We start from the raw sequence: 25,445 nt of genomic DNA, 5'->3' as shown, positions 1-25,445 counted from the left end.
AATTCAACCGCAACCTGTTTCTGCTAATTGGCACAAAATGTCAATTATCAGTTTTTTCGCACAAATGCCGATCGCTCTCAACACCCGGATTGTATTGCAGGTAGTCTCCGAGCCAGCGACAGCCGACGGCGAGCAATGTGTCAAGTTCGGCACCTTCTACTTTAGCAGGATCGAGACTCCAAAGCTTCACCGACCCATCTTTCCCGGCAGATGCTAAAGTTTGGCGATCGGCACTAAAACTCACACTCCACACATCCGCTTGATGTGCCCTAAAAGTTTGCAGCAAAGTCCCGTCGCGGCGCCAAAGTCTCACCTTGCCGTCAGTGCCGCCCCCTGCAAGCAACTTGCTGTCTGCACTCCAACTGACATTACCCAAAGCTGCTGTAGAATCGAGAGTTTGGAGCAACTTGCCGTCAGTATTCCAAACTTTTACCTTCCAATCGTGACTAGCTGAAGCAATCATCTTACCGTCTGGCGAGAAATTGCAGCCCCACACTTCATCTTTGTGTCCCAAAAGAGTTTTCTCAAGTCGAAACAGTGTTTTTCCAGTGCGTTTCCAAAGTTTGACAGTTCGATCCTGACTGGTGGAAGCCAACATATTACCGTCGGGACTGAACCTAACTGATGTAACGGGTCTAGTATGTCCTTTTAAAGTATGCAGCAAAACCCCGCCTGTACTCCAAATTTTAATAGTTTTATCAGAACTTGCAGTAGCAATTAGTTGAGAATCATGGCTAAAACTTGCACTCCAAACTAAATCTTGATGTCCTTTTAAAACTTGCTGCAAAGTCCCGTCGCGGCGCCAAATCCTGACTGTTTTGTCAAAACTTGTAGAAGCAACTAACTGACTGTCAGGACTAAAAACTACCTCAGTAATTGACTCCGTGTGTCCAGGAAAACTCAAAATTAACTTACCGTTAGGCTGAAAGAAATTCACCAACAATTCGTCAGTCGCACTCACAATCAACTTGCCATCCGGGCTGAAATTAGCCGTGTGTCCGTTAGGCAAACGATTGCGTTCTCTAACTGCATTTACCGTTCGGTGCAGTATATTTAGTGTCTGTGCTTTCAGCGTTGGGGAAACTTCTATCTCTCGCATTTTTTTGCCAGCGCTGACTGCTGCGATTAAAGCTCCTAGCTGATCGTAGCTTAGGGAAATATCGGCGGTAGAATTGAGTGCTTCTATGTGGGTAATTATTGCTTGTTTTTTTTGATTTTCAGCTTTCTGGGCTACTCGCTGCACCTGCACGAGGACACTACCAGAGATAGCAGAAATTACAGCGAGTGCAAACAAACTAAATTGGACTGTTCGCTTGGCTTTTTGCTGAGCTTTAGTCAAAACTAAATTTGCCTCGGTTAATATTTGCGAAGTTGCTTTTTCTAGTTCCAAAGCTCTTTGAACTTCCAGATTTTCTTGTTCTTGGCTAGCCGAGAGGAATTGATAATCGCGATCGCTCAAACTTTTGTCAGCCGCCCAGATTAATGCTTCTGCGAGAGCTCTGCCTTGCAGCAAGCGGGAAGCGTCTGTGTGGTTGGAGGCTTCCCAAGCGCAGATAGACTCGGAGTAAGGCAGGAGCTTTGCTAATTCTTGTTGTATCCATTCTTGATTAAAAATAGACGCATAAATTTGGTTGTAAACTCTCAGCTTGCCTCCATCTTGGACGATTAAACCTGACAGTAAAAGTTCCATTTTTTCGGAACTGTACTTAGCTAGATCGTATTGATATATCGACTCTTCTGCTGTATTTTCTGCGCCGTTTGGCAGAGTCATACCTGCTAAAATTTGTTGGTAAAGTCCCAGCAAACGGCCGGTGCGCTGGGGATTTCTCAGGAGGCGATCGCGAATTGTCTTGAGATGTTCGGGTTCGTCTTGAAATTCCCAGTTTTCTACGGTGCTAGACTGCACTAATTCGGCAATGAATAATTGACAGTTGCTTGGGCTAGGGCAATCGCGGCTGGTTTCTGCTGCTAACTTCTGGGCAGTTAATTGACAAAGTTTTTGAGTAAGGAATGGCTGTCCTCCAGTCCAAGCTAAGATTTCTTTGAGAATTTCGTGGGAATTATCGATTTTTTCTGGCCATCCTCTGACTAAAGGTGTGGTTTCGGCAATATCGAATCCTTTGAGTTCAATGGCGCGGCCGATATTAAACGGAGTTCTGGTTTTGTCAGAGATCAAATCTTGAGGAGTAGCAACTCCAAATAAGGCAAAAGTCAGGCGGTTGTATTCTGGATTTTCGGCGCGTTTGTTGTAGCAGCCGCGCACCCATGCAAAAAAGTCGTCGCTGGAGAAGTTCAGGGAGAGAATGCTGTCAATTTCGTCGATAAAAATTACGATATTGCGATCGCTCGCAGGAAGCAATACTTGTTCTATAAATTCATTTAATCTGACGGGTGGTGGCAAGTCTTCTCGATCGCGCCACCAAGTCTTGACATTCATTTTAATTTTAAAGCTATTGGCGAGAGTGGCTGTAAAACCCGCATACCACTGGACGGGAGTTATTTGAGCCGTGCCAATTCCTGTGATGTCAACCATTCCGCAGGCAATATTTTCTGCTTGCAAGCGGCGCGCTGTTTGCACTCGCAGACTCGATTTTCCCATTTGTCGGGAGGTGAGCACGTAGCAAAAATCACCTGCTTTTAACGAGTCGTAAAGTTCGCTATCTGCTGCTCTGGTGACGTAGGTAAGAGCATTCGCCTGCAAACTGCCACCAACTTGATATGCAAATTCTGTCGCTGCCAAATCGGACACGGGAAATAAAGGGGAAGCAGAAGGAAGAAATTCTATTTTAGCCGACTTTGCGCCAAGCTCAACTTCAATTTGAGATAATTGGTTTGGTTTCGATAATATTTCGATCATAATTACTTCTGCTTCCCCTTTATTTTAAGCAATTCTCATTAGAAACTCTAAGATGTTCATGGGAGGCACCTCGGGAGGCCGGGTTTTGTGGGGCGAGGGCAATGATTTGAATAAAAATGATAGTGGAGAAAAGTAAGGGAGGGTTTCCATGTGCAGTTGGCCGAACGAGATGTGTTAAATCTATACACGGCGGGGCGATCGCACTTTCAGTACAATGTCAGTATTTCAACCTCTACATCCGCTGAGTCTGAATATCTAAGGTGTGAAAGTAGCTCTAATCCTGTGGCTGTCTCGATCTGAGGTTTTTCACGGGTGTGGCGGTGGGAGGCTCTGAGGTAGACAGTTAGCGTATTGGCACAAGGGGAGAGAGTTTCAGTCTTAGACGCATGGGGGGCGAGAAACCGGGTTTCTACGATTTTTTCGTTGAGTTACCAGAAATCTTCGCAGAAACCCGGTTTCTGAGGTTATACATGGGGGGCGAGAAACCCGGTTTCTGGGATTTTTTTCGTTGAGTTACCAGAAATCTTCGCAGAAACCCGGTTTCTGAGGCGATCGACGTACCTTTACCGTAAATGCCTTAATATCACCCAAAAGTATGATTGATGAACAAAAAGTTGCGTGTTATATTTCTAAATAATTCTATAGAAAAATACTTTTACCGAAAAGGAGAACAAAAAATGGACACACCTACAGATCGCATACAAGAACCAGTCGGGGGAAGAGAACTCGAATCAATACCTGTATCGGGAAAAGTTTCTGCCGAAAAAGTTACTGAAGTTAAATTTGACGCTACTCCTCTAGAAACCCCTGCTTATACTAATGACAAAGTTAGCGTCGAGGAGTTGAAGATTAACGGCGACGATTTGGTTGCTAAAGTTAAAGAGCTGATTCACGAAGGGAGTATCCGTCGCCTGATTATCAAAAATGAAGAGGGACGGATATTAGTAGAAGTTCCTCTGACGGTGGGAGTAGTCGGCGGAGTCATCAGCGCGACTTTGTTTCCAGTGATTGCAGCAGTAGGAGCGATCGGTGCATTAGTCGCTCACATGACGATTATAATTGAAAGAAAAGAATAACAATAACTCAGTCGCGATTACTGCTAATGTCCGGTTAATTTCGCGCGCTCAAGCTTGTTTTTTGTGAGGACTTTAGTCCTCTTTTTGTGAATCAGGACTTACGCAAAAAGTGTTTTTACGGTCGAATTATAGCGGTAATGTTCACGAGGTGCAGAGCGCACCTTACCAAAATTATGTTGTGCGTAAGTCCTGATTTTGCCAACATATTCTAAGAAACTTTTTGGTGAGCTAACTTAACTGTTCCTAAAGCTGTCTTCCTGCTGTCAAAGAGTTTCATAACCCCGGAGGAGATGGTATCGATGACATCGGGAGAGCAGTAAGACAGAAACTCTTCCGATGAAATGTGACCTGCAAAAAACTCTTGAGCTTTCTTCAAAAAGTTTTCGGTTTCAGCAAAGCCGATAGATTTGATAATAAACGTAGCCACGGGGGAGTTTTTAATATCATAGGGAGATTCTTGATTGCGTCCTATTGCTAACAAATCTAAAACCTCTTTTTCTAACTGACTTTCTAAGGGGTAAGCGATTTGTCTGTTGGGCAAGTAATCTTCCAAAACCGATGTTTTAAATCCTGGTGCGCGCAATTCTCCCATCATTGTCGAAAGCGGAATGTCGCGCCCCAAACGGTAGGAAAGAGCTTCTAAAATTGCGATGGTAATTAGTTTGATACCCAGATAAAGTTTGGCGACTGCGATATTTTTTCTAGTTTGGGCAATCATGTGAGCGTAGGTTTCATTGTCCGGTTCTTGCATAAATTGCTGAAAAACCAGTTCGGGTTTGAGGAAGTTTAAAAATCCTTCCATCTTTTGTAGAGATTTGCGATATCCGCCCACGGTATAGGAATTGACATTGCTCAATTCGTGGTTGGTTTCTGGCATCAAGTTCCAGGTATTGTCTAAGAAATTAGAGGAATTTGGAGAGGCAAAATTTTCTACATCCCGATTGGCTAACCTGACCGAACGCTTGACAATTTCTGCTGTTTCGGCATCAGTCCATCCGAAATTCAAATCGCGATTTACACTTACCAAGCGCTGGTGCAAAAGTTCGATCGCACTCAAACCGCTGGCCGAAATCGGACGAAAAGGAATCGTAGCTTCGATGCAAGCGGCAATTTCGGCGATCGTACTTGCTGGCAAAAAAGGCTCCAAAGATTTGGCAGCAATCACGGCACTCAAGAATTCGTTCTGGCCGGCAAACGGAGAGAGAATCTTGCCTGGAACAAACCCAAAGACAGAGGCCACCAGGTGATACATGGCATCGTCGGGCAGTTCGGTTCGATCTCTAATCACTAACTGCGATCGCACCTCTTGGACAAAAGGACAAAGGGCGCTGCTGATATTGAAACTTACGCCCTGATCGACTTGCACGTACACGAGGTCGTGAAACAGCGCAGACAGCACCTCGATCGGATCGACTGACCCCCCGACCTCAAAAATGTGTTCCGACGTGTGAAAGTAGCGCCAAGGCCCCCTCATCGTTTGAATGATGAGCTCTGCTATCTGCTCCAGCTTCGGAATGTCTACTCGACCTCCCAATTGCTCGATCGACGCTACCAAAGCATCCAGACACCGTTTTTGTTCTCCGAAAAGCTCCATTTAGGCACCTCCACTACATTCCCTGATTGTCTTGGGCTTGATTGAATGGTATCAAAACGCGCTGCGATCGTGCCATCGCTCCTGACTCAAAACTGGTTTTTGTCAGAAGTCAGATCGGGGGGTAAAAGCCAGAGGGGAAGAGAGGGAGAGAGGGAGAGAGCGCCAGAAGAGAATTAAAAATTCAAAATTTGCCGCGATTCTGGGAAGTAGGAGGTTCTGTATCATCAATAACATTAGATTTAAGCGGATACCATTTGAGATTTTAGATTTTGGATTGAAAAATTGCAGGATTGAAAAATTGAAAAATTGAAAAAATGAAGGATTGGGAATGACTTATGACTATCGGGGTTTGGATCGTCGGCAAACCAAAAGCAGTTGCATTTTTTTTAAACAATAGTGAGTTTACAACCGCCAGAGCGCTAAATCTCAAAAAAACGCGGTTTTTCTCAATCTGGGTCGATCGACTTCTAGGGAAGCAGAAACCTGGTTGTAGCCCGCACGCGCCAGCCCGGAGCGATGTTCAGCTTTTAGACAGAGGTAAACACCCGTGCGATCGCTGCAAGATTAACTAGGAACTGAGCAATTTGGGAGACTAGGTGGCGTGAAATTCGTGTCCGACCCGCGAATAACAGTCAAAATCCGCAAAATGAACGAGCGGGTGCGGTGGGAAGAAAAGTCGATCGCTGATCGGGGAATTGACCAAACTAAGATGGTTTTGGACGATGGAGTTCCAGACTCTCCAGAGTTTTCATTTTTAGTCGCAGGCGACAGCGGCACGGGCAACCACCGCGGCCACAACCCGCAGCGGCAGGTTGCCGAGTTGATGCTCTCGGAACGACAAAGTTGCCGTTTTGCTCTGCATACGGGCGATGTAGTTTATCTCGTGGGTTCCAGCGAATATTACTTGCAAAACTTTATTCGCCCCTACCGAGAGTTTATCGTCGGTGGCGAGCACCCATCTCGGATTGCTTACGATCGCATGGTGTTCAACTTTCCGTTTTTGCCCGTACCGGGAAACCACGACTACTACGACTTGCCCATATTCTACGGAATTCTCTCGGCGACAGCTTTGCCGCTGCGGAGGCTGTTGGGTTCCAAGTTGGATCTTGATGTCGGCTGGCACGGTTCGGAGATCGGAAATGCCTACGCCAAAGCTTTTCTCGACTACCTGAAAGCTCACAAATTGCCGGGAGAGCTCGATCGGCACCTAGACGCCCACTACACCGCCAGCACCAGCACAGGCCGCTGCATCCGCTACCAACCCGGACGCTTTACCCGCTTACCCAACCGCTATTACACGTTTCGCAGCGGGGGTATCGACTTCTTCGCCCTCGACTCCAATACCTTCAACGAACCCTTACCGATCCCGAAAACCAAACAGGGCGACATTCACCGCCAAAATTTGGAACTCGATCGGCAAAAGTTGGAACAAGAAAAATTGGAAATGCTCGAAATGTCCGATCGGCTCAACCCGGAAATTCCCGAAGCAGCCGAACAGCTAGACGACTTGCGCGCCAAATTAGAGCAAGTTGACGAAATGCTGATGGATATCGACAAACAACTGTCGCCCGACAGAACAGCATCCACAGATGTTGAACAACTCGAATGGCTCAAAAGGCGATTGATTGAGTCTTGGGGCGATTCTCAGGTGCGGGGGCGGGTAATTTACCTGCACCATCCCCCCTACGTAACCGAGGCGACAAAGTGGAATCAAGCTCAAACTTTGGCAGTGCGGTTGCGATTGCGGGAGGTTCTCGATGCGGTGGCCGATGCAGTTGGGAAAGCAGCGCGGGGGCGTCCCCTAGTAGATTTGGTACTCACAGGCCACGCCCACTGTTTGGAATACCTGCGCACTGGGGATACCGGACACGGCGACTCTGGGATTAATTGGATTGTCTGCGGGGGAAGCGGCCACAGCCTGCGGCGTCAGCGTGTCGAAGGGCCGATATTGCAGGAAGCATCGAGCCCGGAAGCTTATGGGTTGGCGCGCGAGGCTGGTGCTGAAACAGCCAGCCGGCGGGTAGCGGAATCTTTGCTATTTATCGGGCGCAGCGGTGAAGGTTCCCACAAACGCCGTCCTTATTCGTGTTTGCGGATTGATGTTCTTGACGGGACTCCCCCCAAGTTCAGAGTTCGGCCTTTGGTTGTCGAACGATTTGAAGGGAAATGGCAGGAAATCGCGATCGAACCTTTTGTGATTTAACTGTCGTTTCTAGGTTTGATCGTTCGGACTTCAGTCCTCAGAAAAAGAAGGACTAAAGTCCGAACGATCGAACCTATTTGGTTTTAGGTTTGTAGTGGGGACTTTAGTCCTCAGGAAAATAAGGACTGAAGTCCGAACGATCGAACCTGTTTCAGTCTACCAGATATCATATACCCCTTACCCATTACCAACTATGAAACGTTCAGCCTGCCTAATCTTTAATCCCGTCGCCGGCAACAGCGACCCCGACCAAGACTTAGCTAGAATTAAGGAACTTTTAGAGCCGTTTATTGACTTAGACATTCGACTGACAACGCCAGAATTAGATGCAGATCAACTCGCCCGCGAAGCAGTTGCTAGAGGAGTTGAAGAAATTATTGCTTCCGGGGGCGACGGCACATTATCAGCGGTAGCCGGGGCGATAGTGGGCACAAATATTCCTTTAGGAATTATATCGCGGGGAACTGCGAATGCTTTTGCTAATGCTTTAGACCTTCCCAATACAATTGACACAGCCTGCGAAACTATTTTGGGAGGGTTGACGCGGGTGGTGGATGCGGGGATGTGTAACGGTAAAATGCCGATGGTTTTGTTAGCTGGAGTGGGTTTTGAGGCGGAAACTGTCGAATTAGCCGATCGCGAAATGAAGAATCGCTGGGGAATGCTGGCCTACATTCTCTCGGGAATCAAACAGTTAAACAATTTAGAAAGATTTGAAGCCGAAATCGAAACCGAAGATAAAATCATCACCGTTACTGCGGTGGCCGTGACAGTGGCGAATGCAGCGCCGCCTACTTCCATTTTAGCTCAAGGCCCCGCCGGGATTATTTTTGATGACGGCTTGCTGGACGTGACGCTGGTGGCGCCTCAAAATAAAGCTGGGGCGATCGCAGCTTCTTACCACCTGTTGCAAACAGCTTTGAGCGGCAATCCTACCGATCGCGACGACATCGGTTATTTGCGCGCAAAAAAAGTAAAAATCAGTGCCGATCCGCCTCAAAAAGTGGTTGTAGATGGAGAAATTGTCGGCATGACTCCGCTTTCAATTGAGTGTATTCCCGGAGGTTTAACTATTTTCATACCGCCAGTTGAAGAAGATGTACCCGTGGAAAAACTGACAGGTTTAGCTGACATTGAAGTGACAATGAAACCCTTAAGTTAAACCTTTAGGTACGTAGTTGCGCTTTAGCGCTAGGTACGTTGTTGCGCTTCAGCGCTCTTTCTTATATATATGAAAGAGCGCTGAAGCGCAACTACATACCTTAAGACCGCACAGGCGGTCTTTTGTTTTAGCGCTCTTTTCTTTGATATGAAAGAGCGCTGAAGCGCAACTACGTACCTTAAGACCGCGCGGGCGGTCTTTTCTTTTTATGCCTCTAAGATTTGGCGAATCCGGCGCTCCAAACGTTCGAGATCGAGGCCGCCTTCATCGCGACTGATGCGGCGCACGGTGACGTTAACATTGTTCAAATCTGCCAGCAAATCTTGGAGGATTTCTTGTTGCTGGCGGGCTTGAGTTATTTCGCGCGGTTCCTGCACCAAATCGCGAACAATTGTATCTTCGGCGCGCGAAGCAACGATCGGGTCTGCTTCGCCGTCTACGTGCACGAAAGTGCGCCGTCCCGGGCCCCGTTCTTCTTCAATTGGGATTACTGCTGTTACTCGATCGGAGCGTACATATTTGCCAAATCCCAGGTGGACTAAGACAGAAGATTGTATTTTCATAGATAGGAAAATTTATTTGTTAGTTATCTATATTTTAACTTTTAAATCGATGAAACGACAACTAATATCAAAGCTTTTTGTACTACAATATATGTCGGCTGTTCCTCTGTTTTGGAGTTGTCAAATCGAGAAAAAAATGCTAAGTTAGTTAACTGGATATAACTTGCCAACGGTTGGTCAGAAACCGGGTTTTTCACGAAAAGACGCGTTGCAGCCCACAGATTCGGTAAAAACCCGGTTTCTTTGGTTGAAGCGCGTAAATCCTGTTAACATAAAAATAGAGCAATGTGCGATCGCCCGCAGCGCATTTCAGGGACACAGCCTACCGATTCTAGATTTGAGCGTTAATCCCACGGAAAAACAGGAAAGCCTAAATGATCCCAATTAGTCTCGACTCCGTTATCAGTCTCTTGACAGCCATTCCCTTCGGCACCATCAAAGACAAGTTTCAGCGCAACGAAACAGTCATCAAATTATTAAAAAGATTTAACCTCGACCCGGATTCTCCGCCCGCAGATTTTAGCGGAGTTTACGTTTATACTTTAGTAGAATACGGCGCTGGCAAACCCAAACAAATTCTAGAACTATTTCGCCAAAAAGAGATTAAATCAGCTTTTCGCAAAGCCTTCGAGTCCGATAGCCCAGCCATTTTAATTCAAGCAGGCGATGAGTTTCTCAACGAAAGTGCTTTGGGCAAAGAACTTCGAGATTTAGGGATTGACCCCAGGCGGGAATTCATGGCATTTGCTGCCGTGTTTATGGAAGTAGCCAAGCGGACGCGGACACTGGGTGATGTGATGACGGGAAATGCGATCGCCTCTTTGCAAAAACGCCTATCTCTGGTAATGGATCGCATCGAACGCCTGCCCACGCTGGAAGGAATTCGCACCGAGTTTGCGCGGTTGGAAGCCGAAGATGTTCCCGCACTTCCGGCAGCAGCATCAACGAATATTCAAAAGTCTCAAGCTTTCATTTTATCACAACAAGTTCGCGGTTGGTTTGAAACCTTAAATTATCAATTTGAAACCTATCAAATCTCGGAAGATAATTATTTTGAATGGATTATCGATGTTCCGGTGAGACGCAAAAAGTACGATCGCATTTTAGTGCGCGGCATAGCCGGAGAAGCCGGAATTAAGGACATCTTGGCCCTGCGCGAGTCGGTGGAAAGACAGCGCACCGATGAAGGCTGGTTAGTCACCGCCCGCCGCATCAGTCGCGCCGCGCGGGATGAGATAAAAAAAGATGAAAATCGCGATTTAGCTTGCTATACCTTCGATGAATTGCTGGATCAAGATGCCGATTTTACTGCTTATCTGGATTGGTTAGAAACTGAAATTACCAGCCGAGGAATTGATACCAAATATGTGCCGCTAGCTTGTACGAAAGAAGAAATCGACCCCGATACTCAGCGCAAGATAGGTGTGAGTCATTATGATGGGCGAGATGGCTGGATCGAAGGTTATATTGACCTGTGGTTGAATGACCCAGTAAAAGAACATATTTCAGTTTTAGGAGAATTTGGAACCGGGAAAACTTGGTTTGCCATGCACTATGCTTGGATGGCGCTACAACGCTACAAACAAGCTCAAAAGCGCGGCTTGGAACGTCCGAGGTTGCCGTTAGTAATTCCGCTGCGAGATTATGCAAAAGCGGTTAGTGTCGAGTCGCTATTCTCCGAGTTTTTCTTTCGGAAACACGAGATACCTTTGGCGGGTTATTCGGCCTTTGAACAACTGAATCGGATGGGTAAGTTTCTGTTGATTTTCGATGGTTTTGATGAAATGGCCGCAAAGTGCGATCGGCAAGAAACCATCAACAACTTCTGGGAACTAGCAAAAGCAGTGGTTCCCGGCGCAAAAGTCATCCTGACTTGCCGTACCGAACACTTTCCCGAAGGCAAGGAAGGACGGGCATTGTTCAATGCAGAACTGCAAGCATCAACAACTATTTTAACAGGCGAAATTCCCCAATTTGAAGTAGTAGAATTAGAGAAATTTAACGACGAGCAAATTCGGCAAGCGCTGTCATTTCAAACAGAAACGGCTACTGTCGAAAAAGTGATGAAAAACCCGCAGCTATTGGATTTAGCGCGTCGCCCGGTGATGACCGAGTTAATTTTGGAAGCATTGCCCGATATTGAAGCTGGTAAACCAGTGGATATGTCGCGAATCTATCTGTATGCGGTGCGGCGGAAAATAGAGAGAGATATCAAAGCCGATCGCACCTTTACTTCTTTAGCAGATAAGCTTTACTTTTTGTGCGAGTTATCGTGGGAAATGCTGTCTACCGACCAAATGAGCCTCAATTATCGCGGTTTTCCCGATCGCATTCGAGGCCTGTTTGGTTCCATAGTCCAAGAGGAAAAAGACTTAGACCACTGGCATTATGACATGATGGGTCAAACCATGCTGATCCGCAATGCCGATGGCGATTATACTCCAGCGCACCGTTCGTTATTAGAGTTTTTTGTTGCTTATAAATTTGCAGCGGAATTGGGAGTTTTGGCAGCAGATTTTACCGAATTAGTCGCGCCGGAACAGTCTTGTGTAAATCCTGATGTTGAGGCTCAATTATACACTTGGTCTAATTATTGTCGGCTTCAGGCGGAAAAGAGAAATCAGAATCAACTTATCGCAGCTTTGCAGGGATTTGCTGCTGAAGATTTAGGGCAACTCCGTCAGAGTTTTGGACAAGCGCGGCTGACAAAAGCAGTGATGGATTTGTTGTTACCGATGTTGGATACAATTTCTCCCCCCTTATTAAGGGGGGCCGGGGGGGATCTTGACGTGGCTAGTAACGAGAGATCCCCCGAATTCCTATTAGAAAGAGAGGATAGTGACGATATTAGCCAGGAGAGATCCCCCCAACCCCCCTTAAGAAGGGGGGCTTTAGAGAAGTCGCCCCTACTTGAAATTCTGGAAGCAACGCGGGGAAAAACTGAAAGTGAAGTAGGTTATGTGGGGGGAAATGCGGCGACGCTGTTGCTGAAAATCGATAAGACTGCGTTAGAAACAAAAGACCTTTCTCGTGCAGTTATTTTAGGTGCTGATTTTACAAATGCTAGTCTGCGCCGCGTCAATTTTGCTGAAGCAAATTTAGCTAATTCTGATTTTACTAAAATCTTCAGCAGTATTCGGTCAGTAATGTTTAGTCCTGATGGCAAACTGTTAGCTACAGGTGATACTGATGGCATAGTTCGCTTGTGGGAAGCTAGCAGTTGCAGAGAAATATTGACCTGTAAAGGACATAGCAACGTAGTGGAGTCAGTTGCCTTCAGTTCTGATGGCAAGATACTTGCTAGCGGAAGTTATGACAAAACAATTAAGTTATGGGATGTCAAAACTGGTGAATGTTTAAAAGTTTTGCAGGGACATACCGAATCAGTAATGTCTGTCAGATTCAATCCTGATGGAAATATACTCGCCAGTGGGAGTTTTGATGGCACGGTAAGGTTATGGGATATTCGTACTAGCGAATGCTGCAAGATTTTGCAAGACCATACTAAAGTGGGATTTTCAGTGGCTTTCCATCCTGGTGGTGAGATACTTGCTACTGGGAGTGGTGACCAAACAATAAGGGTATGGAATATCAACAGTGGTGAATGTCTAAAGATATTTGAGGGACATACTAAAAATGTGTTTTCAGTTGTTTTCAATTCTACTGGTGAAATACTTGCTACTGGGAGTGGCGACAAAACAGTGAAGCTGTGGAATATCGGTAGCGGTGAATGTCTCAAAACTTTGGAGGGACATTTCGATCAAATACGGTCGATCGCCTTTAGCCCAAATGGCGAAATACTTGCAAGTGGAAGTTACGATCGCACTGCAAAGCTGTGGGATATCCGCACTGGTGAATGCTTGAATACTTTGCAAGGACATAGCAATCAAGTAGGGTCAGTCGCCTTCCATCCTGGGGGTGACATACTTGCTAGCAGTAGTTACGACCAAACGCTGAATCTGTGGGATATCAACAGCGGTGAATGCTTGAATACACTGCAAGGGTATAGCAATCAAGTAATGTCGATCGCCTTCAGTCCCAACGGTGAAATGCTGGCCAGCGGCGATGACGAGAAAAAAGTCAGGCTGTGGGATGTCAACACTGGTGAGTGCCTCCAAATCTTGCAGGGGCATCTCGATCGGGTACACTTAGTTGCCTTCCATCCAAACGGTGAAATACTTGCCAGCGGTAGTTATGACGAAACATTGAGGCTGTGGAATATTCGCAGTGGTGAATGCCTTCATACTTTGCCAGAATTTGGCAATGAAGTACGGTCGATCACATTCAGTCCAAATGGTGAAATACTTGCGAGTGCAGGTTATAAACAAACGGTGAGGCTGTGGGATATCGTTACTGGCGAATGCCTCAAAACCTTGCAAGGGCATAACAATTTTGTATACTCGGTTGCTTTCAGTTTTTTGGGCGAGATATTTGCCAGTGCAGGTTTTGACGGAACGGTGAGACTGTGGGATATCCATAGTGGTGAATGCCTCCAAATTTTGCAGGCGCATACGGGTTGGGCACGCGGAATCGCCTTTAGCCACAACGGTGAAATACTTGCCAGTGGAAGTGTCGATCGCACAATCCGATTGTGGGATGTCCGCAGCGGTGAATGCCTCCAAATTTTGCAGGGACATACTGATTGGATACGTTCAGTTGCCTTTAGTTATTCTGGTGAAATAGTTGCTAGTGGAAGTGTAGATGGAACGGTAAGATTATGGGATATTCGTACAGGTGAATGTCGAAAAATCTTGCAAGGTCATACCAGTAGAATTAACTCAGTTGCCTTCAGTTCAGATGGAAAAATTATTGCTGCTTGCAGTCGGGATGGCACAATTATGATTTGGGATGTTGCGACGGGTGAGTGCCTCAAAATACTGAAAAGTGACAGACCTTATGAGGAGATGAATATCACGGGAGTTACGGGTTTAACGGAAGTTGAAAAAGCCACACTCAAAGCTTTAGGGGCTGTGGAAAATTAATTATAGGATTTACCGATAAATTCATCTGAACTGCCACTAGCGCAAGTTTGTCCATCGGGACTCCAAGCCAGTGCTAATTGTATCGCGATCGCTTTAAATAGGAAGAAGGGCAAGGGTTGAGATTTGAAAAATTTATTCGTCTGAGTCTGCTTGGTATTGTGCGATCGCCGTTTGGATTTCCTCGTCTGAGTCAAAATCTGAGTCGAAGTCTGGGACGATCGCGGTTTGTGTCCGACTGGTCAAAAATTCTAGGAAGGCTAGGATTTGTTCTAAAAGCGGTTCAGGAGTCCGCTCGATCGCTTCTAGAAGGCGCTGTTTAATTTGTGACATCAGATGACCTCTAAATCTAGCTCCTTCCATCTTATATCAACTCGCACCTCAACTTTTAAATCGACTCCTCATAGTGCTATTTCTCATAGGGCTTACGCACGAGTGGTCAGAAACCGGGTTTTTTCGAGAAGACTTCGTTACCCACGGGAGAAACTGCCAAAAACCCGGTTTCTTTGGTCGTAGTGCGTAAGTTAATCGGCGGTTGAAACCGCTTCTACACAAACAAAGTCCGCCTTCGCGGACTAAAGAATAATCTATCCTATTGACTAAATTGTTGAGCGTAATAACGAGCATATCGATCGCCCTTTTCGAGCAATTCCTCGTGCGTCCCCGATTCCATCACTCTACCTTTTTCCAAGACCAAAATTCTGTCAGCCTTCCGCACAGTCGCCAAACGGTGCGCGATAATAAACACAGTGCGATCGCGCATCAATCTTTCCAAGGCCTCCTGCACCAAAGCTTCCGACTCCGAATCTAGCGCTGAAGTAGCTTCATCGAGGATGAGAATTCGGGGAGCGAGCAGAACTGCACGGGCGATCGCAATTCTTTGTTTTTGACCGCCAGATAAGTTTACTCCCCTTTCTCCCACCCAAGTTTGATAACCGTCGGGAAACTCACTAATAAACTGATGGGCGTTGGCAATTTCCGCCGCTTTTTGCACATCTTTTAGTTCATAATAAGACTGACCAAAAGCAATATTTTGAGCAATTGTACCCGAAAATAAAATAGTTTCTTGCGGCACAATTCCGATTTGTCGGCGCAGTGTATTTAATGTCACATCTTGAATATCAATCCCGTCAATAAAAATTTGTCCAGCTTGCGGATCGTAAAATCTGGGCAACAAATTTACTAACGTAGTTTTTCCCGCACCGGATGCGCCGACAAGGGCTATCATTTCTCCAGGAAGTACCAGCAAACTCATACTTTGCAAAATCGGAACCCCCCCTTGCCCCCCCTTATCAAGGGGGGGTTGAAGCTGTTTTCCCTCCTTATCAAGTAGAGGTTGAGAAGGGTAGGCAAAATTAATGTTGCGGTATTCGACTTTGCCGGTAACATGGGGAAGTTCGATCGCACCCGGCTTCTCGACTACCGTAGATTCAATGGCTAAAAGCTCAAAAATGCGATCGCTAGAAGCCTCTCCCTGCTTGAAATCGCCGTAATTTGCAGTGGTAATTGCGATCGGATCGATTAACAGCGCTACTCCTGCGATATAACTGATAAATTGCGTACCAGTGAGATTTCCTTGAGCAATTTGCCAACCTCCCAAGAAAAACAGCAAAATCACGCTCATCGCTTCCAGAAAGCCAACTACGACGAACTGAAGTGCTTTTACTCGTTCCGACAAATACTTCGCGCGGCGGTTTTGTTCCGCTTCTTCTGCAAAGCGGGCAATTTCGTAATCTTCTGCTACAAACGCTTTGATTAAACGAATGCCGCTAAATACTTCTGTCAGCAAAGCTGATAAATCAGAAATGCGATTTTGACTTTGGCGCGAATAACTCAGCAGTCTTTCGCCAAACCAGCCAATTAAGATTGCCATCAGCGGTGCAATAATTAATGCACCCAAGGTTAATTGCCAGTTGAGATAAATCATATATCCCATGACTGCAATTAGCTGCAAAACACAAGGAATAAACTGATGAAAAAATTTATTTACAACTTCACCAATCCGATCGATATCTTCTGTGAGGCGGTAGGATAAGTCTCCGGTTTTGGCGGTTTCAAAGTAGCCGATATCGAGTTTTTGGAGGTGGGAGTAGACTTTTTTGCGGATTTCTAAAGCAATAGTCAAGGCTGCTTTTGCCATCAGCGTATCTTGACCGTACTGGGCTGTACCGCGAACTAAAAATATAACTGCGCTGAGTGCCGCAATTTGCGCGAATCCTTGTAAATCTCCTTTGCCTATAAATTTGGCTGTTTCGCCAACCAGCCACGCGATTATCGGCCAAAATATGGTAAAGACTACGGTACAAGCTAATGCTTTACCGATGGTTTGTTTTTGGGGACGGAGGTAGGGTAAGATTTGCCAGTATGTCGATCGAGTTTTCAAGATATTTTGCCCTCGCAAGTTCTGTTTTTAGAGATTGGGATTTACGCATTTCCATCCCCATAGGGTATTTTCAAACCCGGAGATCCCCCCTAACCCCCCTTAATAAGGGGGGGACAAGATTATTCTCTTTCGTCCCCCGAATTGACGGGGATTTAGGCAGGGTGGTTTTATTGTCGTCAGACAAATTAGGTACGTAGTTGCGCTTGAGCGCTCTTTATAAGATTAGGAAAAAGCGCAAAGATTGCAAGTACGTACCTTGATCCAAGCGCGAGCCGACCTTTGAGCGATAATTAGAGATATCTGAGCCAAAATATGATAGCAGCGATCGGCTAAACACTCGACAATCATTCCTGAGCATCTGCATGAGTCGCCTGCACCTTAGTCCCCGCGACAACTGCGCCCCGAAAGGCTGCTGACTCTCCGGGTGCAAGAGTAGCTGGTAGAGTGTCGATAAATCCGTTATCAATTAAATTACCTGACTCGTCCAAAACTTCATAATTGACTTTCACATTCTTGATTGTTTTGCAGCCTTGATTGAACACTTTACCGCTAAAAATTTTGCCATCATAATTTGCCTGGGCAATTGATACTTTTGCCGCCATGTTTGCACCAGCAACGCAAGTTTGAGCGGTTTTAGGAGTTGGCAGTTTTTCGCAAAGTTTCCCTAAGTCTACGGTTTTGCCGTCGGGGGTTTTCATGTAGCAAAATGGTTCGTCAATTTGTGAAATTTGAATTTTGGTATTTGTAGAATCTGCCAGCAAAGGGTTAGCTGAGATTTGCGAGATTAGCAAGATTGATAAGGTTAGTATCAACGGAACTCTCATAATTAATTAAGGTATGTAGTTGGGCTTTAGCCCTCTTTATAATATTAGGAAAGAGCGCTTAAGCGCAACTACGTACCTAAACTGGATTATCTAATCCTCGGCTTCCTATTGCGAAGATTCCGCGCTCCGGGAACTTTCCGACTGGGACGGCGCTGGTTCAAACTGCTAGCACTTCGAGCATTCACAGCATCAGCAGAAGCGATTAAACCCAAGTCTTGCAAAATTTCCACAGCCGCCCTTTGTCCAGTTTCGCAACCGCCTTCCATGTAACCTTGATTTTCCAGCGAAGTGTGTTCGCCAGCAAAATATAAATTGCCAAATCGTTCGCCTTCTACGCCATACATTTGCGTCCACTGTCCGACTAAATAACAGGAATAAGAACCTTTAAAAAAACGTTCTCCCGACCAAAAAGCTCGGACAGCTTTGCCGGTTCTCAAGTTTCTAACTCCGGGGAAAACTCTATCAAATTGTCCCAAAAATCTTTGTGCTTGCTCTTCGGGAGTTCCCGCACCGATCGCCAAACCCTGCTTTCCTCCTGTAAACTCAGTAACTAAAGCATTAGCAGTAGGAGCAAAAGGCGTAGCTTCCCAGGTGTTTTGGAATCCTAAATCGGTAAACACAGAAGCAGTCGATTGATAAGTATCTCGCCAAATTCGGCTGCGGTAGCCGGTAATTAACTTAGAATTAGTACCGTAGCCCAACTGCTCGATCGCCCTGCGCTTCGGTTGGGGCAAAGGTACGTTAATTTTAACGTCTCGCAGAGTGCTGAAGGGCAAAGCTAATAAAACTCGTTCGTAAGTGCGATCGAAGGCGCTTTGTCCCGATCGCAAATTAACCCGATAGCGGCCATCCGGTAACAGAGTAATCGCTTCCAAAATTGTCCCCGTCTCGATCGAACCAGACAACCTATCCGCTAAACGGTTGACAATTTGACTGTTGCCGCCATCAATTTGATAGCGCTCGTCGCTGTTACCGTACAATTGAAAACTGTCAGCTTCAGTACCTATCAAAAACAGCAGATTCAACGCCGACTGTTCCTCAGGATCTCTGCCGAATTCAGTGGCGTAAGCAACGCGCAGCAACTGCCGGACAATCGTGCTAGTATTACCTTGCTCTAGATATTCAGCGATCGAAAGATTGTCCAATCTTTCCGCAGCTTCCGTAAAATCTTGATAGCTAAATTCATCTCCAACTGACTTTAAATCAGCATTGATTTTACTGGCTAGCGGCGCAAAATCTGCGATTATTTGCGCTACAGAAAATCGGCGCCCTTGAAAGAAAAAAGTATCCTTTACAAAGGCCCGCTGTACGTTAACTAAGTCGATCGCCCGCAAACCCAATTCCGACGCCAGGGAAATCAAAGTAGTATGGCCGGTATCAATAAATTCTCCCCCCACATCCGCGAAAATCTGCGTTCCAGCCACCTTAGGCACCGTGCGAATCCTCCCCCCCACGCGGTTAGTTGCCTCAATGATATCGGCACGCACGCCCCCCTGGCGCAGCCGATAGGCAGCCGTCAAACCAGCAATTCCGGCACCTACAACCAAAATGGGCGATCGTCCGCGCTGCTGAGCAAAAGCTCCCTCGCGGGTAAAAGTCGCAGCAGCGACAGCCCCCGCAGCAGCTAAACCCCCATGCAGCAACCCGCGCCGAGATATGGGAAAATTGGGAGTGCGATCGGCCAGCATCCCCAGTAACTCATCAGCCGGAATGCCCGTTTCCCTCGATTTTTGGGCAATAATCGCAGCGCGCCGTAGCATTGTCATCAGTGCAGATTTAGCCATAATTGAGACGCCCTCACAAAAAAAATGATGTAAACTGGATTCTCGATCGAATTTGATTGTGCACTTTCCAGATTAAAGTACAAAGAGATTTTTTTAATAATGCTAACCCTGAGAACACTGTTCGACAGCAAATTTTATCTTGAAAACAACCCAGATGTCGCCGTAGCAGTCGCCAGAGGCACAGTATCGACTCCCTTCGATCACTACGAAAAAATTGGCCAATTTGAAAATCGCGATCCTAATGCCCTGTTTGACGCCAGCTATTATTTAGATACCAATTCAGATGTCACAGTGTCAGCCGAAAAAAACAAATTTTCCGGCGCCCAGCACTTTATTAAATTCGGTCAATTTGAACGGCGGAACCCCAACCCTTTCTTCGATATTGGTTTTTATCTGACAAGCAACCCGGATGTGCAGACAGCAGTCCAAACCAATCAATTTAGCGCTTTTGAACACTACTTAAAAGTCGGTCAATTTGAAAACCGCAAAGCCAGCATTTTCTTCGATCCCAGGTTTTATCTAGAAAGATATCCGGCGATCGCAGGAGCAGTCAGCAGCGGTGCAGTCAAAAGTGCGATCGACCATTACATTCAATTCGGTCAACAAGAAGGATTGTTGAGCACTCTCCCCGCTCCCGCCGACGATTTGAGCGCAGCCGAAAATTTGGGAATTCTCACAGACAGTCTAATTGCGAGCGATTTTGTCGGCGCTACCCAAGCAGCAAACATTTACAGTTTCATCCTGAATACTCCGAGCCTTTTTAGTGCAACAGTAGATGGTTTGAGTGCAGATGTGGATGTAGAATTAATTCAGGATCTCAACGGTAACGGCGTCGTTGGATTAGATGATATTATTGCTTCATCTAACAATTTAGGTATAACTTCCGAACAAGTTATCAGTAATGGTGCATTGCCTGCGGGGACTTATTTTGTCCGCGTTTCTCAATTTCAAGGCGATACAGATTACAACTTAAGATTGCTATCCGCTCCGTCAGTAATACCGCCCCAAACTTAAAATCAAATTAACGTATTAGGTACGTAGTTGCGCTTTAGCGCTCTTTATAATATTAGGAAAGAGCGCATTGCTGAATTCAGGTATGAATAGGAATGTAGAGACGTAGCATTGTTACGTCTTTACAGAGGTTTCAGTATCATAGCAAATAATTTTCCTACATCAAATCAGCAACGCCGGAAAGAGCGCTGAAGCGCAACTACGTACCTTAGCCGGGTGCATCTCATTTTTGAAAATATACTCGTAGGGGCGAAGTATTTCGGCAGTAAATATCTGATTCTCACTGATAAATTATGTGCCGAAATGCTTCGCCCTTGTCAAAACCAGATGCACCCTATAGCAATCCTAAATCCATCAAGCGAACACACACTCTTTTCTTATCTTCCTACCCTTCGGGAACGGCTTCGCCGAACGCGAACTTCGCGCCTTCGCGGTTCGTCAAACAAACCTGGTTCACAAATGATTTAGACTTGCTATAAAACAAGCTTCCCAATTACCCATTCCCCAAAGTTTCAATTATTAGTTGTTGGGCCGCCGGGAGAAGGCATGGATTGAATCGGTGTCGGAGGCCAATTAGAGCGACTTCTAGTCAGAGTAGCCGACACCAAAGCATAGCCCAAAACAGCAGGAAGGACGATCGCACTCAAAAACACGATCGCCACCGCCCAAGTCATCGCATTCGACATCGGGCCGTAATGACTGCGGTAAGGGTCAAACGTTGGTAAATTCGACCTCGGGGCATCCCTCAGCGCGATCGGACGTTTGAACCGCACCCGCCTGTCATCGAGCTTTTCGAGCAAAACCCAACCAACTTCCGCCTCTTCCCGACACAGCTTGTGAAAAATCGCCGGATTGCGAAATAAATCGCTGCTAGCCCGGACAATCTTGTACTCCCAAACTGTCAAATCATCAGGATTGCGATCGGATTTTGGATTGCCATTTGCGATCGCATTTTCAGGCGCAGTCAAATTATCTTCTTGAGATTCGTACCGAGTCAAAACTTCCTCCTCCTCATCACATTTTTGCCCCGCAGCCAATTGCTCGCGGCTCACCAAGACACCCAGAATCGCGGCCTCCAAACCGAGACTGCCAACCATCAAACTCCAAACCAGAATTTCAGTCATAAAAGGAGTTATAAAGTTAAAAATCAAAACTAAAAAGACTCGCTTTTAACTTTCAATCTTTAATTTTAAAATAGCCTTCCACCACACAATCTGCACCCACCGCGTGCCAAGAAACCCGCTCCAAAGTCAAAGCATCAGTCATTGCTGAAAAGCCCAAATCTCCCACAGGAGTTGGAGCACCTTGGCCGCCGACAATTTTAGGAGCAATAAAAGCCATAATTTTCTGCACTGCACCTTCAGCAATTGCCGAAGCCGCCAAAGTGCCACCGCACTCCCACAGTACAGACATAAAAGATCGATCGTACAAATAAGTCATTACATTAGTCGGTGTCAGCGTTGACAACTCCACAACTTCCACCCCTTTGGCGATCAAAAATTCCTGAAATTCCGGCTTAACCCCAGGCTCAGTCAGTACCAAAGTAGCCGCTACGGAGGTTTCCCACAACCAAGCCGACTTCGGCAAATCCAGAGAGCGGCTCATTACCACCCGCAAGGGATTGTTTCTGTCAGGCTGGTGGCTTGTTAGTTTCGGATTATCTAGACGCACCGTATTTCCCCCAACAATCACCGCATCGCAGCCGGCACGCACCCGATGTACCTCGCTCCGAGCTTCCTCGCCTGTCACCCAAGCGCTGTGACCGGTAGTAGTAGCAATTTTACCGTCTAAAGTCATCGCATATTTCAAAATTCCGAAAGGCTGGCGGTACAAAATCCGGTGTACGAAAGCCTCGTTGAGTTTCTGACAAGCTTCTCCTTCCACTCCCGCCACCACTTCAATGCCAGCATCCCGCAATCGCGCCAGCCCAGTGCCAGCTACCAATGGATTTGGATCGACCATCCCAGCCACTACTTTTGCCACCTTAGCCTTAACTAAAGCTTCGGAACAGGGAGGAGTCCGGCCGTAGTGGTTGCAAGGTTCCAGGTTCACGTAAACAGTCGCTCCGGCGGCAAGTTCCCCCGCTTCCCGGAGTGCAAACACTTCGGCGTGAGGTTGGCCGGCACCGGGATGGAACCCTTCGCCGACAATCTTACCGTCTCGGACAACTACGGAACCGACGAGGGGGTTGGGTGCGGTTTTGCCGAGGGCGCGGCGGGCCAATTCTATGCAGCGGCGCATCATGGCTCGATCGAACTCTTGAATTGTGCTATTGTCCAGTTGTTTTGTACCTTGCTGCTGTCGATTAGCTAAGTTGGCGATCGGTTTAGCGTCCGCCTCAAAAGTTTCCATGAGATTTTGGTATAGTATCTATCCCTGAGTGTACTGAACTTTAATCCTAATTAAAAATGCTAATTAAAGCTGCCAGATACATTTAACCCGGTAAATCTAGGACTAAGCCCAAACTTACTGTGTATGGCAAGATAGAGAAAGCTGCAAGCTCTCCCGTCAAGGAGGTATCTCTCAAAGCTTTCAATAAAATATTGAAAGCGCCATTTACATCTCTGTCCAGAGTGTGTCCGCATTCTGGACATTTAAACTTTTTAGACCCACCTAATTTTGTGTGAATGTGTCCACATTTTGAACAAGTCTTGGATGTGTATTCTTCGGTCACGTCTACTACAATACAACCAGATTTGGATGCTTGATGCTTCAACATTTGTTTGAACCTATAATGGCTCAAAGTGACCAGGGCTCTAGCTGTTTTTGTCGCTAATTTTCGTTTCCCCTTTTTTACCATCTGCTGCGTTTCAAAAGTCGGCAAAAAAATAATTTTATACTTGGTCACCAAGTATTTAGCAGCCTTCTTGTGTAACTCGTTGACTAAGTTTTTAATCTGAATCCGAATCTGGGTCGCTGACTTTCTCAAGCAATACCTCAATCGTTTGAATTGTCCTCCTTTGTGCAGCCCTATTCTTGACATCAATTTGTCTAAATGTCTTGCTAGTCGGTAGATACGACCAATATCATTTTTTCCTATCTCCAAGATATCACTGCCGTCAAATCCAGTCAAAAACGTTCTAACGCCAGGGTCTAAGGCGATAGCTAAACTGCTTTCGTTTTGCAGAGACTTTGCGGTATCAACTGCATAGCATATAAACCATTGCCCATTGATTAGTGACAGCGTTGGCTCATGTTCCATTACATCTGCAATTGGTTCGGATACTTTAAATGATAATCCTTTGGTTGCTTGCGGGTAAAAAGTTCCAGACTTCCAGTTACTGACTTGAAACCTGATAGTCTGGGAACGGTCAAATCGGCTTCTAAATTTGGCGATACCCTTTGACTTTTTAGCAGCTTTTTGTGCCTCAAAAGCTTGGAATACTGCCATTTGTCGTGGGTTGTAAGGTTGCTCGGACACCCAGATTGGAGCTGAGTCCATAATCTTTTTTCTGAGGTCATACTTGCCAATCTTTTCTGTTTTCAGGATAGCAATTGCTTGATTGTAACACCATCTACTTGCTGCAATCCAAGTCCTCCATTTCGCTGCTAACTCCGTTTCTGGGTAAACTCGAATCTTCTTTGATAGTAGATTTGTATTTACGCCGGGAGTAGATTCGGCAACTAAAGACGTGGATGATGGCAAGGATATGTTCAACCATTTCTCGTTCACAAGACAGCTCGTTTCTACTGAGAACCATGAGTTGGCAATTGTTTGGCTCGCAGAGCCATTTGATGAGGTCGCTACCCAACCTTGCGAGTCTGTCTTGGTGTCCAACCACAATTGTTGAGATATTTCCTGACATGACTTGTCCCAAAAGGGCAAGCAGTGCTTTTCTTTTGAAGTTGAGGCCCGCGACGATGTCTTTGAAGACGACCGCTTGCGGGTAGATATTTTGGAGGTAGCTGACTTGTCGTTCGAGGTGTTCTCGTTATTTGTAGCTACTGACTCTTGCGTAGATGGCGATAACTCGGTTGTGTCCTGTTCCGAGAACGCTGTCAATGTCCTAGTGTCGTTGGTTGGAGGGGGTTCTGATTGCTGATATTTTGTCGGCAAGCTCCCTGTTTCTAAGAGTTTTCTCTCAGACTTGCAGGATTTCGCAAGCTTTTCGCGGCGTGACATATTTGATCGTCGCTGGTAATATTTTTTACTCTTGATATATACTGCCTGATTTTGACGCTATTTTCCAGGACTTTATGGGAAATTGTTTACTTTGTGACAACAGCTTCAGTCGCGAGTTGCGGGAAACTGGTTATTTGCACAACCAGCAGCGATGTGGAAATTTACATAAAACATACCTTTCCAGCCATTCTGACTCTACTTTCTAGACTTTTTCTATTTACCTAACGTATTTGCCTCGTTTCAGGCGCTGAGCTAGCTTACTTGTGGGTCATAGCTTTCTAGATAGATTCTAGCTGATGGTGCGTCACGAAAAACCGCCCCGAGGGAGGGCGGTGTGTGGGTGGCTATTTTGGGGGCTACAGCTTGTCAAAAATCACCTTTAGGGCTGATATCAATTTACTTGCTGAGTTAGCCCTGAACCCTGCTTCCTTAGCTTCCACCTTTACTTTAAGTTCCGATAGGTGACTTATGTTGTCATCCTCTGTTACAGCCCACATTCTGCAGATGTGGGTCGGATTTTTTTATCAGTTATAAAAACTGGGAAGCCAAACTATTTTGGGCTGAAATTATGCAGTGTTAGCGTCACAGAAGCTTGTTAAATTCAGCTAAATTAAGTAAGTTAAAAGAATTGACTTTTCCTCACATATTCACATTGCTTATTATCGCGATTAATTATTTTTTTTAAGCATGGCAACTGATGCCAAGAGCAAATTATCTTGACTAATTAATGAAAATTATTCACAAATATCTACATCTCGATCTCAATCGTTATTCACTTGAAAACATTAAATAGTATTGACAGCAATACTCTCCTAAATGCCGCAAGATATCTTGGCGGTCTTGGGTTAAATTACTGACCTGCTTCGCTCCATTTATCGTCACTAAA

The 25,445-nt window shown here is 45.9% G+C and carries 16 protein-coding genes and 1 pseudogene; 6 read left to right on the top strand and 11 right to left on the bottom strand.

The annotated features are described in order from the left end of the window. Positions 1 to 40: 40 nt before the first annotated feature. On the bottom strand, positions 41 to 2,857 hold the full coding sequence (locus tag QZW82_RS08875) for an AAA-like domain-containing protein (protein WP_293147158.1): 2,817 nt from the start codon (positions 2,855 to 2,857) through the stop codon (positions 41 to 43). A gap of 677 nt (positions 2,858 to 3,534) precedes the next feature. Between QZW82_RS08875 and QZW82_RS08870 the strand changes: the two genes are divergently transcribed. Then, positions 3,535 to 3,933, top strand: coding sequence for a DUF4342 domain-containing protein (locus QZW82_RS08870; RefSeq protein ID WP_293147156.1), 399 nt, complete (start codon positions 3,535 to 3,537; stop codon positions 3,931 to 3,933). A 208-nt stretch (positions 3,934 to 4,141) separates the two neighbouring features. Here the strand turns inward: QZW82_RS08870 and QZW82_RS08865 are convergent, their stop codons facing one another. Further along, positions 4,142 to 5,527 (bottom strand): hypothetical protein, encoded by a 1,386-nt coding sequence (locus QZW82_RS08865; RefSeq protein ID WP_293147154.1) that lies wholly within the window; start codon positions 5,525 to 5,527, stop codon positions 4,142 to 4,144. A 335-nt stretch (positions 5,528 to 5,862) separates the two neighbouring features. Here QZW82_RS08865 and QZW82_RS08860 point away from each other — a divergent pair, with 335 nt between their 5' ends. From QZW82_RS08860 to QZW82_RS08850, 3 genes are all read left to right on the top strand, one after another. After that, positions 5,863 to 6,099 carry a hypothetical protein gene (locus tag QZW82_RS08860; protein ID WP_293147152.1) on the top strand — a complete coding sequence of 79 codons (237 nt, stop codon included), beginning with the start codon at positions 5,863 to 5,865 and terminating at the stop codon, positions 6,097 to 6,099. Between the two features lie 74 nt (positions 6,100 to 6,173). Next, a complete protein-coding gene (locus QZW82_RS08855; RefSeq protein WP_366664988.1) occupies positions 6,174 to 7,730 on the top strand; it encodes a metallophosphoesterase in 1,557 nt (518 codons plus the stop codon). A 193-nt stretch (positions 7,731 to 7,923) separates the two neighbouring features. After that, complete coding sequence (locus QZW82_RS08850; RefSeq protein WP_293147149.1) at positions 7,924 to 8,892, top strand: YegS/Rv2252/BmrU family lipid kinase; 969 nt, start codon at positions 7,924 to 7,926, stop codon at positions 8,890 to 8,892. Positions 8,893 to 9,098: 206 nt separating this feature from the next. Here QZW82_RS08850 and QZW82_RS08845 read toward each other — a convergent pair whose 3' ends face one another. After that, entirely contained in the window at positions 9,099 to 9,455 is a 357-nt protein-coding gene (locus tag QZW82_RS08845) for a hypothetical protein (protein WP_293147148.1), read from the bottom strand. A gap of 374 nt (positions 9,456 to 9,829) precedes the next feature. Between QZW82_RS08845 and QZW82_RS08840 the strand changes: the two genes are divergently transcribed. Then, positions 9,830 to 14,437, top strand: a complete 4,608-nt coding sequence (locus QZW82_RS08840) for an NACHT domain-containing protein (RefSeq protein WP_293147145.1) — start codon at positions 9,830 to 9,832, stop codon at positions 14,435 to 14,437. 132 nt (positions 14,438 to 14,569) lie between these two features. On the opposite strand, the gene QZW82_RS08835 is transcribed toward QZW82_RS08840, so the two are convergent. The 4 genes from QZW82_RS08835 to QZW82_RS08820 all read right to left on the bottom strand — a co-directional run bounded on the left by QZW82_RS08835 (position 14,570) and on the right by QZW82_RS08820 (position 19,425). Beyond that, the gene (locus QZW82_RS08835) at positions 14,570 to 14,767 is read right to left on the bottom strand and encodes a hypothetical protein (protein ID WP_293147143.1); all 198 of its coding nucleotides are present in this window, start codon (positions 14,765 to 14,767) and stop codon (positions 14,570 to 14,572) included. Between the two features lie 259 nt (positions 14,768 to 15,026). Then, positions 15,027 to 16,817, bottom strand: coding sequence for an ABC transporter ATP-binding protein (locus QZW82_RS08830; protein ID WP_293147141.1), 1,791 nt, complete (start codon positions 16,815 to 16,817; stop codon positions 15,027 to 15,029). Between the two features lie 344 nt (positions 16,818 to 17,161). Further along, complete coding sequence (locus tag QZW82_RS08825; protein ID WP_293147139.1) at positions 17,162 to 17,629, bottom strand: FxLYD domain-containing protein; 468 nt, start codon at positions 17,627 to 17,629, stop codon at positions 17,162 to 17,164. Between the two features lie 98 nt (positions 17,630 to 17,727). Beyond that, positions 17,728 to 19,425, bottom strand: a complete 1,698-nt coding sequence (locus QZW82_RS08820) for an NAD(P)/FAD-dependent oxidoreductase (protein WP_293147137.1) — start codon at positions 19,423 to 19,425, stop codon at positions 17,728 to 17,730. 99 nt (positions 19,426 to 19,524) lie between these two features. Between QZW82_RS08820 and QZW82_RS08815 the strand changes: the two genes are divergently transcribed. Further along, positions 19,525 to 20,439, top strand: coding sequence for a PPC domain-containing protein (locus QZW82_RS08815; protein WP_293147135.1), 915 nt, complete (start codon positions 19,525 to 19,527; stop codon positions 20,437 to 20,439). Between the two features lie 509 nt (positions 20,440 to 20,948). On the opposite strand, the gene QZW82_RS08810 is transcribed toward QZW82_RS08815, so the two are convergent. The 4 genes and pseudogenes from QZW82_RS08810 to QZW82_RS08795 all read right to left on the bottom strand — a co-directional run bounded on the left by QZW82_RS08810 (position 20,949) and on the right by QZW82_RS08795 (position 24,581). Then, the gene (locus QZW82_RS08810) at positions 20,949 to 21,560 is read right to left on the bottom strand and encodes a hypothetical protein (RefSeq protein WP_293147133.1); all 612 of its coding nucleotides are present in this window, start codon (positions 21,558 to 21,560) and stop codon (positions 20,949 to 20,951) included. Between the two features lie 52 nt (positions 21,561 to 21,612). Then, positions 21,613 to 22,788, bottom strand: coding sequence for a bifunctional diaminohydroxyphosphoribosylaminopyrimidine deaminase/5-amino-6-(5-phosphoribosylamino)uracil reductase RibD (ribD, locus tag QZW82_RS08805; protein WP_293147131.1), 1,176 nt, complete (start codon positions 22,786 to 22,788; stop codon positions 21,613 to 21,615). A gap of 82 nt (positions 22,789 to 22,870) precedes the next feature. After that, complete coding sequence (locus tag QZW82_RS08800; protein ID WP_293147366.1) at positions 22,871 to 24,013, bottom strand: transposase; 1,143 nt, start codon at positions 24,011 to 24,013, stop codon at positions 22,871 to 22,873. Then, positions 23,952 to 24,581: pseudogene (locus QZW82_RS08795) on the bottom strand (IS607 family transposase). The gene QZW82_RS08800 and the pseudogene QZW82_RS08795 overlap by 62 nt, the downstream one beginning before the upstream one ends. Between the last annotated feature and the right edge of the window lie 864 nt (positions 24,582 to 25,445).

Origin of the sequence: Microcoleus sp. bin48.metabat.b7b8b9.023 (assembly GCF_013299185.1) — a bacterium.
Taxonomy (GTDB): Bacteria; Cyanobacteriota; Cyanobacteriia; order Cyanobacteriales; family Microcoleaceae; genus Microcoleus.
Note: the sequence above shows the minus strand (reverse complement) of the source record. Positions and strands in the feature narration are given on the sequence as shown.

Coding starts and splice junctions, on each gene's coding strand:
- QZW82_RS08875 (WP_293147158.1), bottom strand. CDS start 2,857: ATGATCGAAATATTATCGAAACCAAACCAATTATCTCAAATTGAAGTT.
- QZW82_RS08815 (WP_293147135.1), top strand. CDS start 19,525: ATGCTAACCCTGAGAACACTGTTCGACAGCAAATTTTATCTTGAAAAC.
- QZW82_RS08845 (WP_293147148.1), bottom strand. CDS start 9,455: ATGAAAATACAATCTTCTGTCTTAGTCCACCTGGGATTTGGCAAATAT.
- QZW82_RS08835 (WP_293147143.1), bottom strand. CDS start 14,767: ATGTCACAAATTAAACAGCGCCTTCTAGAAGCGATCGAGCGGACTCCT.
- QZW82_RS08855 (WP_366664988.1), top strand. CDS start 6,174: ATGAACGAGCGGGTGCGGTGGGAAGAAAAGTCGATCGCTGATCGGGGA.
- QZW82_RS08810 (WP_293147133.1), bottom strand. CDS start 21,560: ATGACTGAAATTCTGGTTTGGAGTTTGATGGTTGGCAGTCTCGGTTTG.
- QZW82_RS08850 (WP_293147149.1), top strand. CDS start 7,924: ATGAAACGTTCAGCCTGCCTAATCTTTAATCCCGTCGCCGGCAACAGC.
- QZW82_RS08820 (WP_293147137.1), bottom strand. CDS start 19,425: ATGGCTAAATCTGCACTGATGACAATGCTACGGCGCGCTGCGATTATT.
- QZW82_RS08865 (WP_293147154.1), bottom strand. CDS start 5,527: ATGGAGCTTTTCGGAGAACAAAAACGGTGTCTGGATGCTTTGGTAGCG.
- QZW82_RS08870 (WP_293147156.1), top strand. CDS start 3,535: ATGGACACACCTACAGATCGCATACAAGAACCAGTCGGGGGAAGAGAA.
- ribD (WP_293147131.1), bottom strand. CDS start 22,788: ATGGAAACTTTTGAGGCGGACGCTAAACCGATCGCCAACTTAGCTAAT.
- QZW82_RS08860 (WP_293147152.1), top strand. CDS start 5,863: ATGACTATCGGGGTTTGGATCGTCGGCAAACCAAAAGCAGTTGCATTT.
- QZW82_RS08840 (WP_293147145.1), top strand. CDS start 9,830: ATGATCCCAATTAGTCTCGACTCCGTTATCAGTCTCTTGACAGCCATT.